General features: G+C 45.8%; 12 protein-coding genes. 8 read left to right on the top strand and 4 right to left on the bottom strand.

The window, feature by feature from the left end:
* Positions 1 to 175: 175 nt before the first annotated feature.
* The 3 genes from ACOV1R_RS00780 to ACOV1R_RS00770 all read left to right on the top strand — a co-directional run bounded on the left by ACOV1R_RS00780 (position 176) and on the right by ACOV1R_RS00770 (position 2,536).
* The gene (locus ACOV1R_RS00780; protein WP_015380673.1) at positions 176 to 730 is read left to right on the top strand and encodes a sugar O-acetyltransferase; all 555 of its coding nucleotides are present in this window, start codon (positions 176 to 178) and stop codon (positions 728 to 730) included.
* 175 nt (positions 731 to 905) lie between these two features.
* Positions 906 to 1,679, top strand: coding sequence for a TerC family protein (locus tag ACOV1R_RS00775; protein ID WP_003642722.1), 774 nt, complete (start codon positions 906 to 908; stop codon positions 1,677 to 1,679).
* On the top strand, positions 1,676 to 2,536 hold the full coding sequence (locus ACOV1R_RS00770) for an NAD(P)-dependent oxidoreductase (protein ID WP_003646595.1): 861 nt from the start codon (positions 1,676 to 1,678) through the stop codon (positions 2,534 to 2,536). Before ACOV1R_RS00775 ends, ACOV1R_RS00770 begins: the two co-directional genes overlap by 4 nt.
* Before the next feature lie 1,186 nt (positions 2,537 to 3,722).
* Here the strand turns inward: ACOV1R_RS00770 and ACOV1R_RS00765 are convergent.
* The 4 genes from ACOV1R_RS00765 to trpX all read right to left on the bottom strand — a co-directional run bounded on the left by ACOV1R_RS00765 (position 3,723) and on the right by trpX (position 8,026).
* Complete coding sequence (locus ACOV1R_RS00765) at positions 3,723 to 5,078, bottom strand: FAD-dependent oxidoreductase (RefSeq protein ID WP_003646597.1); 1,356 nt, start codon at positions 5,076 to 5,078, stop codon at positions 3,723 to 3,725.
* Between the two features lie 275 nt (positions 5,079 to 5,353).
* Complete coding sequence (locus ACOV1R_RS00760) at positions 5,354 to 6,136, bottom strand: ABC transporter ATP-binding protein (protein ID WP_003642726.1); 783 nt, start codon at positions 6,134 to 6,136, stop codon at positions 5,354 to 5,356.
* Positions 6,123 to 7,031 (bottom strand): ABC transporter permease, encoded by a 909-nt coding sequence (locus tag ACOV1R_RS00755; protein WP_027822954.1) that lies wholly within the window; start codon positions 7,029 to 7,031, stop codon positions 6,123 to 6,125. The genes ACOV1R_RS00760 and ACOV1R_RS00755 overlap by 14 nt, the downstream gene beginning before the upstream one ends.
* Complete coding sequence (gene trpX / locus ACOV1R_RS00750; RefSeq protein WP_003644679.1) at positions 7,028 to 8,026, bottom strand: tryptophan ABC transporter substrate-binding protein; 999 nt, start codon at positions 8,024 to 8,026, stop codon at positions 7,028 to 7,030. Before trpX ends, ACOV1R_RS00755 begins: the two co-directional genes overlap by 4 nt.
* 618 nt (positions 8,027 to 8,644) lie before the next feature.
* On the opposite strand from trpX, the gene ACOV1R_RS00745 reads away from it, so the two are divergent.
* The 5 genes from ACOV1R_RS00745 to ACOV1R_RS00725 all read left to right on the top strand — a co-directional run bounded on the left by ACOV1R_RS00745 (position 8,645) and on the right by ACOV1R_RS00725 (position 13,992).
* Positions 8,645 to 8,779: a hypothetical protein gene (locus ACOV1R_RS00745; RefSeq protein WP_003642730.1), complete on the top strand. Its 135-nt coding sequence runs from the start codon at positions 8,645 to 8,647 to the stop codon at positions 8,777 to 8,779.
* 670 nt (positions 8,780 to 9,449) lie between these two features.
* A complete protein-coding gene (locus ACOV1R_RS00740) occupies positions 9,450 to 10,325 on the top strand; it encodes a homoserine O-acetyltransferase/O-succinyltransferase family protein (RefSeq protein ID WP_015380668.1) in 876 nt (291 codons plus the stop codon).
* Positions 10,326 to 10,327: 2 nt separating this feature from the next.
* Positions 10,328 to 11,614 (top strand): O-acetylhomoserine aminocarboxypropyltransferase/cysteine synthase family protein, encoded by a 1,287-nt coding sequence (locus ACOV1R_RS00735; RefSeq protein WP_003642732.1) that lies wholly within the window; start codon positions 10,328 to 10,330, stop codon positions 11,612 to 11,614.
* A 50-nt stretch (positions 11,615 to 11,664) separates the two neighbouring features.
* A complete protein-coding gene (locus tag ACOV1R_RS00730) occupies positions 11,665 to 12,945 on the top strand; it encodes a homoserine dehydrogenase (protein ID WP_003642733.1) in 1,281 nt (426 codons plus the stop codon).
* Positions 12,946 to 13,095: 150 nt separating this feature from the next.
* The gene (locus tag ACOV1R_RS00725; protein WP_003644677.1) at positions 13,096 to 13,992 is read left to right on the top strand and encodes a DegV family protein; all 897 of its coding nucleotides are present in this window, start codon (positions 13,096 to 13,098) and stop codon (positions 13,990 to 13,992) included.
* Positions 13,993 to 14,287 lie beyond the last annotated feature (295 nt).

Below are 14,287 nucleotides of genomic sequence, written 5' to 3'. Positions count from 1 at the left end.
AAGAAACCTGAGTAATCGGTTTCTTTTTTTGTTGCCCTAACTGCTGAATAAATTCGAGGCAGCTGGTCCGCAAGGATAGTTGTCAATAACACCTGCTAAACCATTAACTCAAGTGTTGACTTCGACGCCACTCTAAGCAGTAAAATTAGGGTGATAAAATACAGGAGGGACAACAATGTCAGAATTAGATAAATTAGCAGCCGGGGAATGGTATCAATTTAAAGATGCTGAGGTGGCCGCTCAAAAAGCGCGGGCTGCCAAGTTATGTCAAGAGTTCAATCAGATCGATGCAACAAATCCAGATGCGCAAACTGCCAAGATTCAAGAGATTCTTGGTAGTTACGGTCGCAATCTTTCCGTTCAAGCAGACTTTAATTGTGATAATGGTCGTAATATTCATGTTGGTGATAATTTTCTTAGTAATTATAACTTAACTATTTTGGATATCGCGCCAGTTCATATAGGGGATAACGTGATGATTGGCCCCAATGTTGATATTTATACGGTCAATCACCCGTTGACGGCTAGTGGTCGACGTGCTAACTTGGCCCAGGGTCATCCAGTCACGATTGGTCATGATGTTTGGATTGGGGGGAGAGCGGTGATTACGCCCGGCGTGACGATTGGTAATAATGTTGTGATTGCGGCTGGAGCAGTCGTTACTCATGACATGCCTGATAATACGTTGGTGGCCGGGGTACCAGCCAAAGTTATTCGACAATTAGAATAAGAAAGGTCGCAATTGGCTAGCTTTTTGGGCACTTATTTTACTCATTGGCATGATGAGTCGTAAATACGACGAAAATAAGGTTTATTTTTGAAAATTAGTCCACGTAAGCGGCACCAATTATTTTTACAGGTATACTTAGATTAACAAACTAATATTAAGAGAAAGAGGATGCCGTTTGTTACATTTAATCGAACAGTTGTATGGACCCTTCTTCAGTGCGACTAACTGGGGTAACGTCATCACATCTGCTAATGACTGGTTAATCATTTTATCGTTAGCAATTATTGAGTGTTTACTATCAGTTGATAATGCCGTTGTCTTAGCTGCTCAGACCCAGAGTTTAGATAATTTACAAGAGCGGGAAAAATCGTTATTCTATGGCTTGTGGGGGGCCTATATCTTTCGGTTTTTAATCATTGGGATTGGCACGTATTTGATCAGTTTTTGGGAGATCAAAGTGTTAGGTGCGGCTTACCTTGGGTACTTGGTGTATCGATACTTTAGTCAGCCGAAAAATGGGGCCAAGGTGGCACAGAAACCCAAGCAACAACGACGCTTCTTCGGACTAAGCAACTTCTGGTCGGTCGTCATTCAGATTGAAATGATGGATATCATTTTCTCAATTGATTCTGTATTGGCGTCATTGGCAATTTCGGATAATCCGGTGATTGTTTTGATTGGTGGGATGATTGGGATTGCCTGCATGCGGGGCATTGCCGAGGTCATTATGCGCTTAATGCGCAAGATTCCCGAGTTGGAAACCATGGCGTATTGCTTGATTGTCTTGATTGCCATCAAATTATTTATCTCAATTCCTGCCATTGGTTGGGATATTCCCGCAACGGCTTTTGGTGGTATCGTATTAGTAGCATTTATTATTACGTTGCTGATTCATTTTTGGCGTCGGCGCCGCAATGAACAGTGCGTGGAAGGAAAGGTGCGTAAATGATGAAATTAGGTTGGATTGGTACCGGCGTCATGGGGGCAGCGATTGTCCGTAACCTGATGACGGCCGGCTATGACGTAACGGTTTATAATCGAACAAAAAGTAAGGCGGATGCGCTAGTTGCGGCGGGGGCCACTTGGGCTGATACACCGGCTGCCGTGGCAGAAACGAGTGACGTGATTTTCACCATGGTTGGGTTCCCACGGGACGTCGAACAAGTTTATTTTGGTGATCACGGGATTTTCAGTGGATTGGCCGCTGGAAAAACGGTAATTGACATGACGACGAGCCAACCCAAGTTAGCCGTTAAAATTGCGACGTACGCGCGTGAACATGACATGCACGCTTTGGATGCGCCCGTGTCCGGCGGTGATATTGGCGCCCAAAACGCCACTTTGACGGTGATGGTCGGTGGCGATGCCGATACGTACGAGGCGATGTTACCATTATTTAATGTGCTTGGTCACAAGGTCAATCATTTTGGGGATGCTGGTACTGGTCAACATGCCAAGATGGCCAATCAGATCATGATTGCAGGGACGATGACTGGGTTAACTGAAATGTTATTGTATACCAAGGCAGCCGGTCTTGATCCGGAAAAAGTCTTGGCAACGTTATCTAGCGGTGGTGCTGACAACTGGAGCATGGATAATTACGTGCCCCGGATTCTGAAGGACGATTACACGCCCGGCTTTTTTGCCCGCCATTTTCTTAAAGATTTGCGGATTGCTTTGAGTGAGGCGGATGCGATGGGACTTAATCTGGTTGCGACGGCGCAGGCTAAACGACTTTATGAAGTAATGGTCGATGTCAAAGGCTTGGGTGATCAAGGAACTCAGGGATTGATTAATATTTATTAGCGCGTGGCTGACTTGATGAAAGTCGCTCAAACATCATATATTTATTGAAATAATAGTTATCAAGGCGGGGATTCAGCGAGTTTAATCTTTCTGAATCCCCGCCTTTTATTAACATGATACGCATTATGCGAGTTAATTTGTCATGAATCGTGATTAAAACGTGCCAGTTATGTCAGTTCAAAAGCAGCCAGCTTAGGCCTGCTGGAAAAAGTTCGAGTTAGCGTAAAATTACTTAGTTGGCGCGTCCTACGCCGACTTCCAGGTATTTCTTCCAATTGCTGGAACGCGGTGGACACAGATTTAAGCCGCAGACCAGTCTTAAATACTGGTCTTCCACGCTTTAATGGCATATTAGTGAAACGTGCTCGGGTCAGACTGAGACTTCCGGTTAGCTACGCTATGACGTCAAGCGGAAATTCACCGCTTAACGCTCTAGCTAGGCTAATCCTCAGTCTCACCCGTCTGAACCTCACACTCTTGGCAGTGCTGAGCATTGGCCGAAACGCTTTCCAGTCGGGACAGTGTTCGAATGGCGGACATGGATGTACCCAATCATTGATGGACTTGTCATTGCTTTTTATAAACGATAACTTTGTCAATCAACTGTCAGACAGAAAATGATATTGTGATAATTTACTATTCCCAAATCACCATAGTAATAATTAAACGTCTCGACAAAGTGGTTAACGCCACCCTAACGTTATGTTTAAATTTCCAGTAAAAAATATAGTCAGCGACTAATTGTACCAAGTTAAGTGGCTGTTCATTTGCCATTTGAGCGGCTTCCCGACTGGAGGGGCTGGGTGACAATGCTCAGTAGCCAAATTATTCTTAGCTGGAAGTGTTTTTCTTCCGGCTTAGAATAAGACTCGTATTTGAGATGACGCGGGTTATGCGTTAGCTCAAATCGACGTCGGCTGCGTTCCAGCAATTGGCACCCAGCCCCGGAGGTCGGCATAGGACGCGCACCGGCTGACGAACAGTAATTTAACTGGCACGTTTTAATCACGATTCATGCTAAGTAATAACTAGTACAACGTCTAGCATGGTATTTTATGAAACGATATCTGAAAATAAACTTGGTATACTGTCAATCTTGATGACTAGCATTTTGATGCATTAAAAAACGGATTCTTCAGCGATGTGTGGCTGAGGGATCCGTTTGATGTATTAAGGCTTAATTGATTTAGTTTAAGGTTGCGGCTGCTTTTTGGGCAGCGAGGTTGATGATGTTCCAAGGACGGTCAAAGCCTGGTTGGAAGAAGAAGTCCGTGTAAGCTAAGTCAGCAACAGTCAGTTTAGCTTGAATAGCCACTGAGATGGCGTTGATGTTAGCAGTAACATCGTACTTCGACATGATTTGCGCACCAAGCACGCGACCATCAGTTGGGTCAAAGGTTAGTTTGAACCAAACTTTGGTGTTGCCAGCATCTTCAGAGACAAATTTAGGCCGAATGGTATCGGTGACTAACACGGATGCCGTCTTAACGCCCAGCTTGTCAGCCGTGCCTTCTTTAACACCAGTGGAAGCAAAGTGGTAGTCAAAGACGGAAAGTGCGGATGAACCAGAAACAGCAGGCATTGGTACGTTTTCGCCAAGTAAGTTCTTAGCGGCAATCCGACCTTGCCGACGAGCGTTAGTGGCTAACGCAATGCGGTTATCCTTGCCAGTTGGGGCAAATGGGACTAAGGTCGCGTCCCCGACGGCGTAAATGTCAGTGTCACTCGTTTGGAGGTGGTCGTTGATCTTGATCAAACCGTGATCATCTAAGTCGACAACGCCTTTCAAGAAACCAGTTGCTGGCCGAATCCCGGCGGCAGTTACGACCAGGTCAGCTGGATATTCGCCTTGATCGGTCACTACTTTGGTGACGTGGCCGTCAACACCTTCATACGCTTTAATACCTTGGCCAACTGCAGCATAGATGCCGTGATCGGCCATCGTCTTAGTCAAGATATCCGTGAATTCTTGATCAAGGTAAAGACTAAGTAAACGTGGTAATAGGTCGATAACCGTGACGTGCATGCCAGCTTTGGCAAAGACTTCAGCCGCCTCAATCCCAATATAACCGGAGCCAATGACAACCACATTCTTAACGCTAGGGTCAACGGTCTTGGCCTTTAATTTGATGGCCCAGTCGCGTCCACGCATTGCGTAGATGTTGGCTAAGTCATGGCCGGGTACTGGTAGGTCAAATGGTACCGCGCCGACACTTAGGACTAGTTTGTCATAAGTTTCATCACGTTCGTCACCAGTGGCGTGGTCAATGACGTGCACACTGTGACTAGCAGGGTCGACCTTACTAATTTCACTATTTACAAAAACGTGGACGCCTTGGGCTTGCATGCCAGCAGGAGTGGCATAGCTGACGGAGTTAACGTCTTTAACGGCACCTTCGAGGTATAATTGCATCCCACATGAGAGGAATGACAGAAAATCACCTTTTTCATACCATTGAATTTCAGTATCTGGTTGAGCGGCTAAAATACCGCGAACCGTTTCATAACCACCATGAGAAGAACCAACGACAATAACTTTCATAATTGTAAAGCCTCCAAATTTTAGTTTAGAACTGTTCTAAATAGAATATAACACGAACTAAGTTTGTCGGCAAGGGCAGTTTGTAATTATTCTAAATTATCAGTGAAAAATAGCTGTGCCCGTCGACACCATTTAGTTTAGAAATATTCTAGTTAGAATATAGCACTAAAATAAATTGTTCACAACTAAAACGGTTACAATTAGCTGCAAAAAAACACCCAATCATCAAAAAATTGATGACTGGGTGTCAGTATTAATAGGGATGGACTTAATGATTATTCAATAATATCGAAGAAACTTAGCAACTTTTCTTTGGTCAATTGGGCTTTTTCCTCATCACGAACATCATACTTAATCTGGCCCTGATCAAGGACAATCAGGCGATTACCATAGCGAAGCGCATCGTCTAAATGGTGGGTGATCATCAGACACGTTAACTTTTCCTCCGTGACCCGTTGATTCGTTTGTGTCATTAGTTGAGCGCTGGTCTTAGGATCGAGTGCGGCTGTGTGTTCATCTAGTAACAAGAGATCAGGGCGCTGCTCGGTAGCCATTAAAAAGCTCAGAGCCTGGCGCTGCCCCCCAGATAAATTTTCTGTTGCCGTGTTGAGCCGAGCTGAAAGACCGTTGCCATCCATCGTTTCCGTTAAGGCTTGAAAGTGGGGCAGGTGCTTTTTCAATTGGCGTAATTTTAACGTACGTCGCTTACCACGTTGGCTGGCAAGCAGTAAGTTTTCGGCAACGGTCATCCGGGGTGCGGTGCCCATCTTGGGGTCTTGGAAAACGCGCGCCAGGAAAGCGGTCCGCTTTTCAACGGATAGTCGGGTGATGTCCTGGTCACGTAACTGGATGGTGCCACTATCAACCGGTAACTCGCCACTGATCGTGTTGAAGAGGGTCGACTTACCAGCACCATTTGAACCAAGTACGGTAATAAAATCACCATCATAGACGTCTAAGTTCAGGCCCCGCAAAATTTTGACCTCATTCGGGGTTCCCGAATTAACTTTGGTCACGATATTTTTTAATGATAATAATGGGGCACTACTGTTCGTCATAACGGGCCACTCCCTTCTTTAAAACGTGATTAAGATGTAGAACTTTACTGAATTGCGGTAACATTAAGCAGATTGCCAGAATTAATGCGGATAACAGGTTCATGTCGTTGGTGTTGAAGCCCAGTTGGAGGACTAACAGGCGCACGAACTGATACAAAATACTGCCGAGGGTAACCGCAACGAGTCGTTGATTCAACGTTAATTCACCAAAGACAACTTCACCGATGATGATCGAGGCTAGCGCAATTACGATGATTCCGATTCCCATGCTGACATCGGCATAACCGTTATTTTGCGCAATTAATGCGCCGCCCAGGCCAATGATACCGTTAGAGACCATCAATCCCATGATGGTCATGTTATCGGTGTTAATACCAATTGAACGTGCCATTTCACGATTGTCACCAGTGACAATGAAGGCTTGGCCGAGGTTAGTTTGCAAGAAGACAATTAGAAGCACGGTAATGATACTGATCACTACTAGGCCAACAAAGACGCTGTCAAAATATTTAGGCAGTGATTCCAAAAAGTGATTAGAAAAAATAGTTTGTTTGCCTAGCAATGAAACGTTGGAACTGCCGCCCATAATGCGCAAATTGATTGATAAGCACGCGGTCATCACTAGAATCCCGGCTAAGAGAATGGGCACTTTACCCTTGGTATAAAGTAGGCCGGTGACCAGGCCGGTAATCGCGCCCGCAACGAAGGCTAACAGGGAAGCGGTAACGGGGCCCATTCCATGGCTAATCGCCATGACAACAGTGGCCGCACCGAGTGGAAACGTCCCTTCGACGGTCATATCAGGAAAATCAAGAATTCGAAATGTCAAAAATAATGCGACGCCTAAGGTTGCCCACAAGAGGCCTTGGCCGATACTCGATACGATCATACTCATTTGTAAATAACCCCTTTCGCTTTGGCTTCTTTAAGGACACTTGCTGGGAACTTGATGCCGAGCTTTTTAGCTTCACTTAAATTGATGGTCATCTTACCCTTAGTGATGACTTTGATTGGGTAGTCGCTAGTTGCTTTGCCCTTTAAAACTTGGGCTGCCATTTCACCAGTTAGTTTACCAAGTTGATACTGGTCAACGGATAAGGTTGCGAGCCCGCCCGCTTTAACCATCGTATCAACGGCTGGAATGACTGGTACCTTAGCCTTATTTGTAACGGAGACTAGCGTTTTCATGGCACTTGCGACGCCATTATCTTGCGGCGCATAAACGGCGTCGACATTGGCGGCCATGGTTTCAGCCACTTGCTGCATATCGTTGGTGTTAGAGATAGTATATAACTTGTATTTCACACCTTCTTGTTTACAAATCCGTGCAAACTTTTTGGCGTTATATTCACCACCATGATCTGAAGTGGTGTAAATAATTCCGATTGTTTTAGCGCTGGGAACGAGCTTCCGCAACAAGTCTAAGTGGGATTTCAATGGAGATTCACCAGAAGTCCCCGTAATATTGGCACCGGGATGTTGGTCGCTTTTAATTAGGCCGCTACCCGATGGATCAGTAATACCTGCTAACATAACAGGGGTTTGCTTGTTAGCCGCAGAAGCGAGGGCCTGCGCGGCGGGGGTGGCAATTCCGACTGTTAACGCGGCGTTTTCGTTCATGAATTTTTGGCTCATGGTTTTCAAGTTACTTTGATCGCCCTGGGCATTTTGATAGTCGATTTTGACCGTCTTGCCATCGACATAACCATATTCCTTTAGACCAGCGACCACGCCACGATGAATCGCGTCGAGTGCGGGGTGGGTCTGGAGTTGAAGAATGCCGACCGTCGGCACTTTCTTTGTACTGGTCGTCTTCGTGGCGGTGGTTTTGCCTGTCATGACAAAGGCCACTCCCAGAAAGACGATCAAGGCACTAATGAATGCAATCATACGTTTCAATCTAATCACCTCAAAAAATTTCTTAAGCTCGGGCAAGTTCAAAGCCAATAAAAAAGGGCAAACCAGTAAGCTCTGGTTTGCCCTTTACGGAACCGAAGCCTGCTGTGTTAAAACCCATGCAGACTTCTTTGAATATCAAAGTGAGCCGGCACAGATACAAACTGTTTGCCAGATTGTATCCGTGTGGACGGCACTACAATCTGAACGGCCGGCTTTGCCATGAACTGTTCAAGTTAGTAACTGACTTTGACATGCTTGGTTCCTCGCTTTCGTTATTGAATGAGTTCAGTATAGGCAAAGTCGAAAAAAGTGTCAAGGATAAATTTCACCAAATATTAAAATTTGTGGTGAAAATCTTGTGAGATGCGGATGCTTGGTCGTCGGCATTTGTTCGTTCTAGTCCGACCTCCGGGGCGGGGTGCCAATGGCTGGAACGCAGCCGACGTCGATTTAAGCCCGAGCAAAACCCGCCTGGTCTCAAGCCTGTGAGGGGCCACGGTTGAAGCCGAACATTGTCTAGTAACGGATTAATACGGTTTTGACATTAGTCTGTTGGCGTAGCAAGCACAGAATTTAGTGGTACCGAACACGTTTCGGGAAACCGCTCGAATGGCTGATGAACGACCACCGAGCTTAGCGCAACTTATCGGTGCCTATTTTGATACTGGCACTTTAAACAAAGCGTTAGGTTCATTAAAGCATTCTGTTGAGAGATTAAATCTTACTACACCGATTCAGGATTAGTGAGCTATCTCAATATCACTTTCAGTCTGACAGTTGATTGACAAAATAACTGTTTATAAAAAGCAACGACGAATTCATCAAAAGTTGAGTACATCTTTGTCCGCCATTCGAATACTATCCCGACTGGAAGACGTTCCGGCAATTGGCAGAAATGCCTGTAAGTTGGCTTAGGACGAACCAGCAAAGCATGTTTACGCTAACTCGCACGTTTTCCAGCGGGCCTAAGCTGGCTGCTTTTGATTTTAGTTATTCAGCAAGTTTTGAATAAGCATTCAAGTAAAACATAACGAAAAAACAATAAAATGAGTTGACAATGAATAAAGGCGGTGTTAAATTAGTTTTAAATTAAAAACAGATTAAGACGTTGAAGAGAAGAGTAATCGCATCACTGATTTGCAGAGAGCTTCGTAATGGTGAGAGAAGTATTCAGGAGTGCGGTGAAGATGAGCTTGGAGTCATGATGCGGGTCGTAGTGGCTACGCATGCGGTGGCAACCGATATATTGCGGGGTTTCCTAGATTTTTCAGGGTACTCGTCGAGGTTGTGATCGTGAGATGGCAGCGAACAACGGTGGTAACGCGAAAGCTTTCGTCCGTTAGTTTCTAACATATTAGAGACTAATGGATGGGAGCTTTTTTTTGTTTCAATACAGGTGAGAGGGAGCGGTTAGATGACAGTCACAGCAAATAATGGATTATTAGCGGCCCGTGGAGAATGGGCGAACGCAACGTGTCAAGAAAGTCATCAGGCACAACAGATTTTAATTTTAAACTTGATGCCGACTAAGGTAACGACGGAGCGGCAGTTCCTAAAGCGTTTTGCAGCCGGTAACACAGATGTGGCTGTGACGTTTATGTATCCCGCGAGTCACCATTTCAAGAGCCTGCCACAAGCAGTGGTCGCGGCACATTACGTGACGTTGGCTGATATTCAAGATCAGTATTTTGATGGCTTGATCGTCACCGGCGCACCAGTTGAGACGTTACCGTTTGAAGCAGTCGATTACTGGAACGAATTGTTAACAATCATTGATTGGTCACGACAGCACGTTAGCCAGACTTTATTTGAATGCTGGGCAGCACAAGCAGGGCTATACGCACAGTTTGGAATCGCAAAGCGCGCCGTTGCTCACAAGATATTCGGTATTTATAGTGCGACTAGTACTGATGTTAAGTCACCGCTGATTAGTGGACTGAATGCAGGAGGTTTGCTAAAAATGCCACAGTCACGGCATACAGCACTAGTGATGCCGGAACGCTTACCCGCTGGATTGCAGGTTGTCGCTGACAATCCGAAGGTGGGACCGCTCGTCTTATCTGCCCCCAAGCTGCACGCGGTCTATGTGACCGGTCATCCTGAATACGAGCGCCGCACGCTTGCCGATGAATATTTGCGCGACCGACGTAAGCACTTGCCGATTCAGTTACCTGAACATTACTTTGCTACTGAACAATTAACAACAGTTGATTACAGTTGGCAAACTTCAAGCAATCAACTGTATCAAAACTGGTTAGCAACTTTGAATTTAACGAAAGTAGGTTATTAATTATGACAACAACGAATCCTGAAAATTATCACTTTGAGACGTTACAAGTCCATGCGGGCCAGACGGTTGATGAAACGGGCGCACGGGCCGTGCCAATCTATCAAACGACTTCATACGTCTTTAAGGATGCCAAGCAAGCCGCGGGTCGCTTTGCCCTGACTGATGCCGGCAATATTTATACACGACTGACGAACCCAACGACGGACGTGGTCGACAAACGAGTGGCCGCCTTGGAGCACGGGACGGCTGGGGTAACGCTCGCAACGGGTTCTGCTGCGATAACCGCGGCAATTTTAAACATTGCGCAACAGGGGGATGAAATTGTGGCGGCCAACACCTTGTATGGTGGGACCTATGACCTGTTTAGCGTGACGTTAAAGAAGTTGGGCATCACAACGCACTTTGTTGATCCTGACGAACCGGCAAATTTTGAGACGGCAATTAACGATCATACTAAGGCCTTGTACGTTGAAAGTATCGGTAATCCTGGCATTAACTTAGTTGATTTTGAAGCCATTGGAAAAATCGCTCATGATCATGGCATTATTTTTATTGTTGATAATACCTTTGGGACACCATACCTAGTTCGGCCACTTGAACATGGGGCCGACGTGGTCGTACATTCAGCAACTAAGTTTATCGGTGGTCACGGGACGACCATGGGTGGCGTTATTGTTGAAGGCGGCCAATTTGACTGGCGTGCGAGTGGCAAGTATCCAGATTTCACAACGCCAGATCCGCAATATAACGGCCTCGTTTTTGCCGATTTGGGCGGGGCAGCCTTTACGACTAAGGTCCGGGCGGAAACGCTGCGAGATACCGGTGCAACTATCAGTCCCTTTAATTCCTTCTTGTTGTTGCAAGGTCTAGAATCCTTGTCATTGCGAGTAGAACGACACGTGACCAATACACGCAAGATTGTTGCCTTCTTAAAAGCACATCCAAAAGTTGCCTGGATCAATTATCCAGAACTGGAAGATAGCCCGTACCATGATTTAGCAACTAAGTACTTCCCGAATGGGGTTGGTTCGATCTTCACCCTGGGCTTGACTGGTGGTGAGGCTGCTGGTAAGGCATTAATTGAACATCTACAACTCTTTTCATTGTTAGCAAACGTCGCTGATGCTAAATCATTAATTATCCATCCCGCTTCCACCACGCATGCGCAATTAAATGAACAGGAATTGTTAGCAGCTGGTGTAACGCCTGACTTGATTCGAATTTCAGTGGGGGTCGAGAACGCCGATGATTTAATTGCTGATTTGGATCAAGCATTGGCACAGGTTTAATAGGTCGGAATGGTCGATGATTGAAAGTATATGAAACGGAGGGTGCGACAATGACAACGACAATTGAAGTGGGCATGTTAGGGTTAGGAACTGTGGGTAGTGGGGTGGTTGAACGGTTGACCCGCTCGGCTGCCAAAATTGAACAAACGCAGGGTATTCGGTTGCACCTAGCAGCAGTTGCCGTTAATCATTTGAACGCGCCTCGGACTGTTCAGTTACCGATTGGGACGCGCTTGACCGATTCATTAACGAACGTTGTTTGTGACCGAAAAATCCAACTAGTCATTGAAGTCATGGGGACGGTCGCAATTGCTAAAAAGGCCATTGTGGCAGCACTTAATCAGGGTAAGGCTGTCGTGACCGCTAATAAAGACTTAATTGCAACGGCGGGACCTGAATTGGCTGCGTTAGCCAAAAAACAGGGCTGTGATTTATTTTACGAGGCTAGTGTTGCGGGGGGGATTCCGATCTTGCGGACATTAACAGATAGTTACGTGACGGACAATGTGCAGGCGGTCAGCGGAATCATCAACGGGACGGCTAATTATATGCTAAGTGCAATGGCAACCGGGCAATCGTACGAACAAGCTTTAGCTACTGCACAAGCAGCCGGGTACGCCGAAGCTGATCCGACTAATGATGTTGCGGGCATTGATGCGGCATACAAATTGATGATCCTCAGTCGCTTTGCTTTTGGGCAAGAGTTGAGCCTGCCGCAGATTGCACCCACGGGAATCACGCATTTAAGCGCTTCGGTTTGTCGATTAGCAGCTGAAAATGGCTGGCAGATTAAATTGCTCGCGCAGATTCAGCGACACGGATCTGGTTTGTATTGTCGTGTGGCGCCAGTGGCCGTGCCGGTTGATCAACCCCTGAGTCAGATCAATGGGGTCCAAAACGCTGTAGCTGTTCAAAGTGAAGCCATTGGTACCAGCTTGTATACCGGACCGGGTGCGGGAAGTACGGCGACGGCTAATAGTGTTCTAAATGACGTCTTAGTAGCGGCCAAGCACCTTATCAATGGTTATCGAATGATTCGTAACCAGAAAAGAAGTGTCTCGTTAACGGTCACTCGATTTGACCAGTTACCACAAACATACTTAGGCATTGGTCCGGTCGCACCAGAAGCCGTGAAATATTACGCTAATGAAGCTGATTTCTCAGTAAAAACGATTGCCGATGATTGTTATCAGATTACTGGATTAAGTGCGGTGAAACGCAAAAAGCTGCGTGCGAACTTGCCACTGACTTTGATACCAATTGCCGGTACAACGGACTGGAAGCAAGTGACCGAAAATTCAATAACATCTCCCATAAATGTTGCAATTTGAAAAAGAATGCTCAGGTACAGTATACTGTATCTGAGCGTCTTTTTTTGATGCTAAGTTCCCATGGGATATCCATGGCTAAGTGGATGAGCTAATTGAAATGAGTTAGCGAGACGTGGCAGTTGGTTGACTGACACGATGAGGAGTGAAATTATGAAAATTGCGGTGGTGACCGAAAGTTCTGCTAATTTAAAAGCGCAGGCGGTGAAAGACTACCAAATTACGGTGGTGAACGACCCGATTATGTTCGGTAATCATGTTTACCACGAGAACGTAGATATCACGACGGATCAATTTTACCGATTACTAAAAGTTGAAAAAGAAATTCCAACGATTTCTCAAATTTCAATGCCAGAGATGCAAGTCGTTTTTGATCAGCTGCAAGCGGCGGGCTATGACCAAATTCTAGTTATTGGGTTGAGTAGTGGTATCAGTGGCTGGATCAATAATTTGAAGACCTATGCGCCGTCAGTTGACGGTATTGACGTGCGGGTGTTTGATTCACGAACTGCTTGCGCGGGGACGGCGAACATGGTGAAGCTGGCTGCGGCCATGGCATTGGCGGACTATACCTTAGATGAAATTATTGCGCAACTGACGCGCTTGCGGGCGGCTACGACGACGGTCTTAATCGTTAACTCGATGCGCCATCTAGTTAAAAATGGCCGGATTTATAACAATAGTAGTCTGGCCGGAACGATGGTGTTGCGCAATAAGCCGATTATTACGTTCAATGGGCATGGGAAGATTCAACTTTTAGGTAAGGAACGGACGCTTAAAAATGCACAACAGGCTGTTCAAGATGAATTTAGTCAGTTTGTGATGAACAGTCAATTACCAGTTCGGCTGGACGTCATCAGCGCTAATGACGCGCAGATTGCCGAAGATTGGGCGAGCGAACTACGTTATCAGTTTCCAGCAGTCCGGGTCAAGACTGGGGTTATCGGTCCAGTTTTAGGCGTCTTGACTGGAGACCATGCGCTCGGAATGATCTGGTCATTAGATTGGAAGCCATTGTTGACGACCCTCAATCAGGAGCAAAAACAATAGGCCGTTGGGGTTGCCCGTGTGCGGTTTGCTGATGATACTGTCGTATACAGACAGCTGGGTTTTAAAAAAGTTTTGCATCGAAGGTTGACATTTTACTAAAATGATATTATGGTTATAACATTAAAACTTGATGAAAAGCTATAATGCTTTAAGGAGTAACTGACTTGTGATGCTCAGAAAGCGCCGTTGCTGTGAAGGTGTGATGACAAGTGAGTAAAAGTTAAAGGATTGGCGTGAATTTTACGAGATTCACTGGTAGCACCCATTATTGTGCACGCGTTTAGTTGTTGTGAAC

The sequence above is a fragment of the Lactiplantibacillus sp. YT640 genome (assembly GCF_049745435.1).
Lineage (GTDB): Bacteria > Bacillota > Bacilli > Lactobacillales > Lactobacillaceae > Lactiplantibacillus > Lactiplantibacillus plantarum.
Note: the sequence above shows the minus strand (reverse complement) of the source record. Positions and strands in the feature narration are given on the sequence as shown.

Excerpts from the sequence above, each read along its gene's own strand:
- ACOV1R_RS00780 (WP_015380673.1), top strand. The coding sequence starts at position 176 with ATGTCAGAATTAGATAAATTAGCAGCCGGGGAATGGTATCAATTTAAA.
- ACOV1R_RS00770 (WP_003646595.1), top strand. The coding sequence starts at position 1,676 with ATGATGAAATTAGGTTGGATTGGTACCGGCGTCATGGGGGCAGCGATT.
- ACOV1R_RS00765 (WP_003646597.1), bottom strand. The coding sequence starts at position 5,078 with ATGAAAGTTATTGTCGTTGGTTCTTCTCATGGTGGTTATGAAACGGTT.
- ACOV1R_RS00760 (WP_003642726.1), bottom strand. The coding sequence starts at position 6,136 with ATGACGAACAGTAGTGCCCCATTATTATCATTAAAAAATATCGTGACC.
- ACOV1R_RS00755 (WP_027822954.1), bottom strand. The coding sequence starts at position 7,031 with ATGAGTATGATCGTATCGAGTATCGGCCAAGGCCTCTTGTGGGCAACC.
- trpX (WP_003644679.1), bottom strand. The coding sequence starts at position 8,026 with ATGATTGCATTCATTAGTGCCTTGATCGTCTTTCTGGGAGTGGCCTTT.
- ACOV1R_RS00745 (WP_003642730.1), top strand. The coding sequence starts at position 8,645 with ATGGCTGATGAACGACCACCGAGCTTAGCGCAACTTATCGGTGCCTAT.
- ACOV1R_RS00740 (WP_015380668.1), top strand. The coding sequence starts at position 9,450 with ATGACAGTCACAGCAAATAATGGATTATTAGCGGCCCGTGGAGAATGG.
- ACOV1R_RS00735 (WP_003642732.1), top strand. The coding sequence starts at position 10,328 with ATGACAACAACGAATCCTGAAAATTATCACTTTGAGACGTTACAAGTC.
- ACOV1R_RS00730 (WP_003642733.1), top strand. The coding sequence starts at position 11,665 with ATGACAACGACAATTGAAGTGGGCATGTTAGGGTTAGGAACTGTGGGT.
- ACOV1R_RS00725 (WP_003644677.1), top strand. The coding sequence starts at position 13,096 with ATGAAAATTGCGGTGGTGACCGAAAGTTCTGCTAATTTAAAAGCGCAG.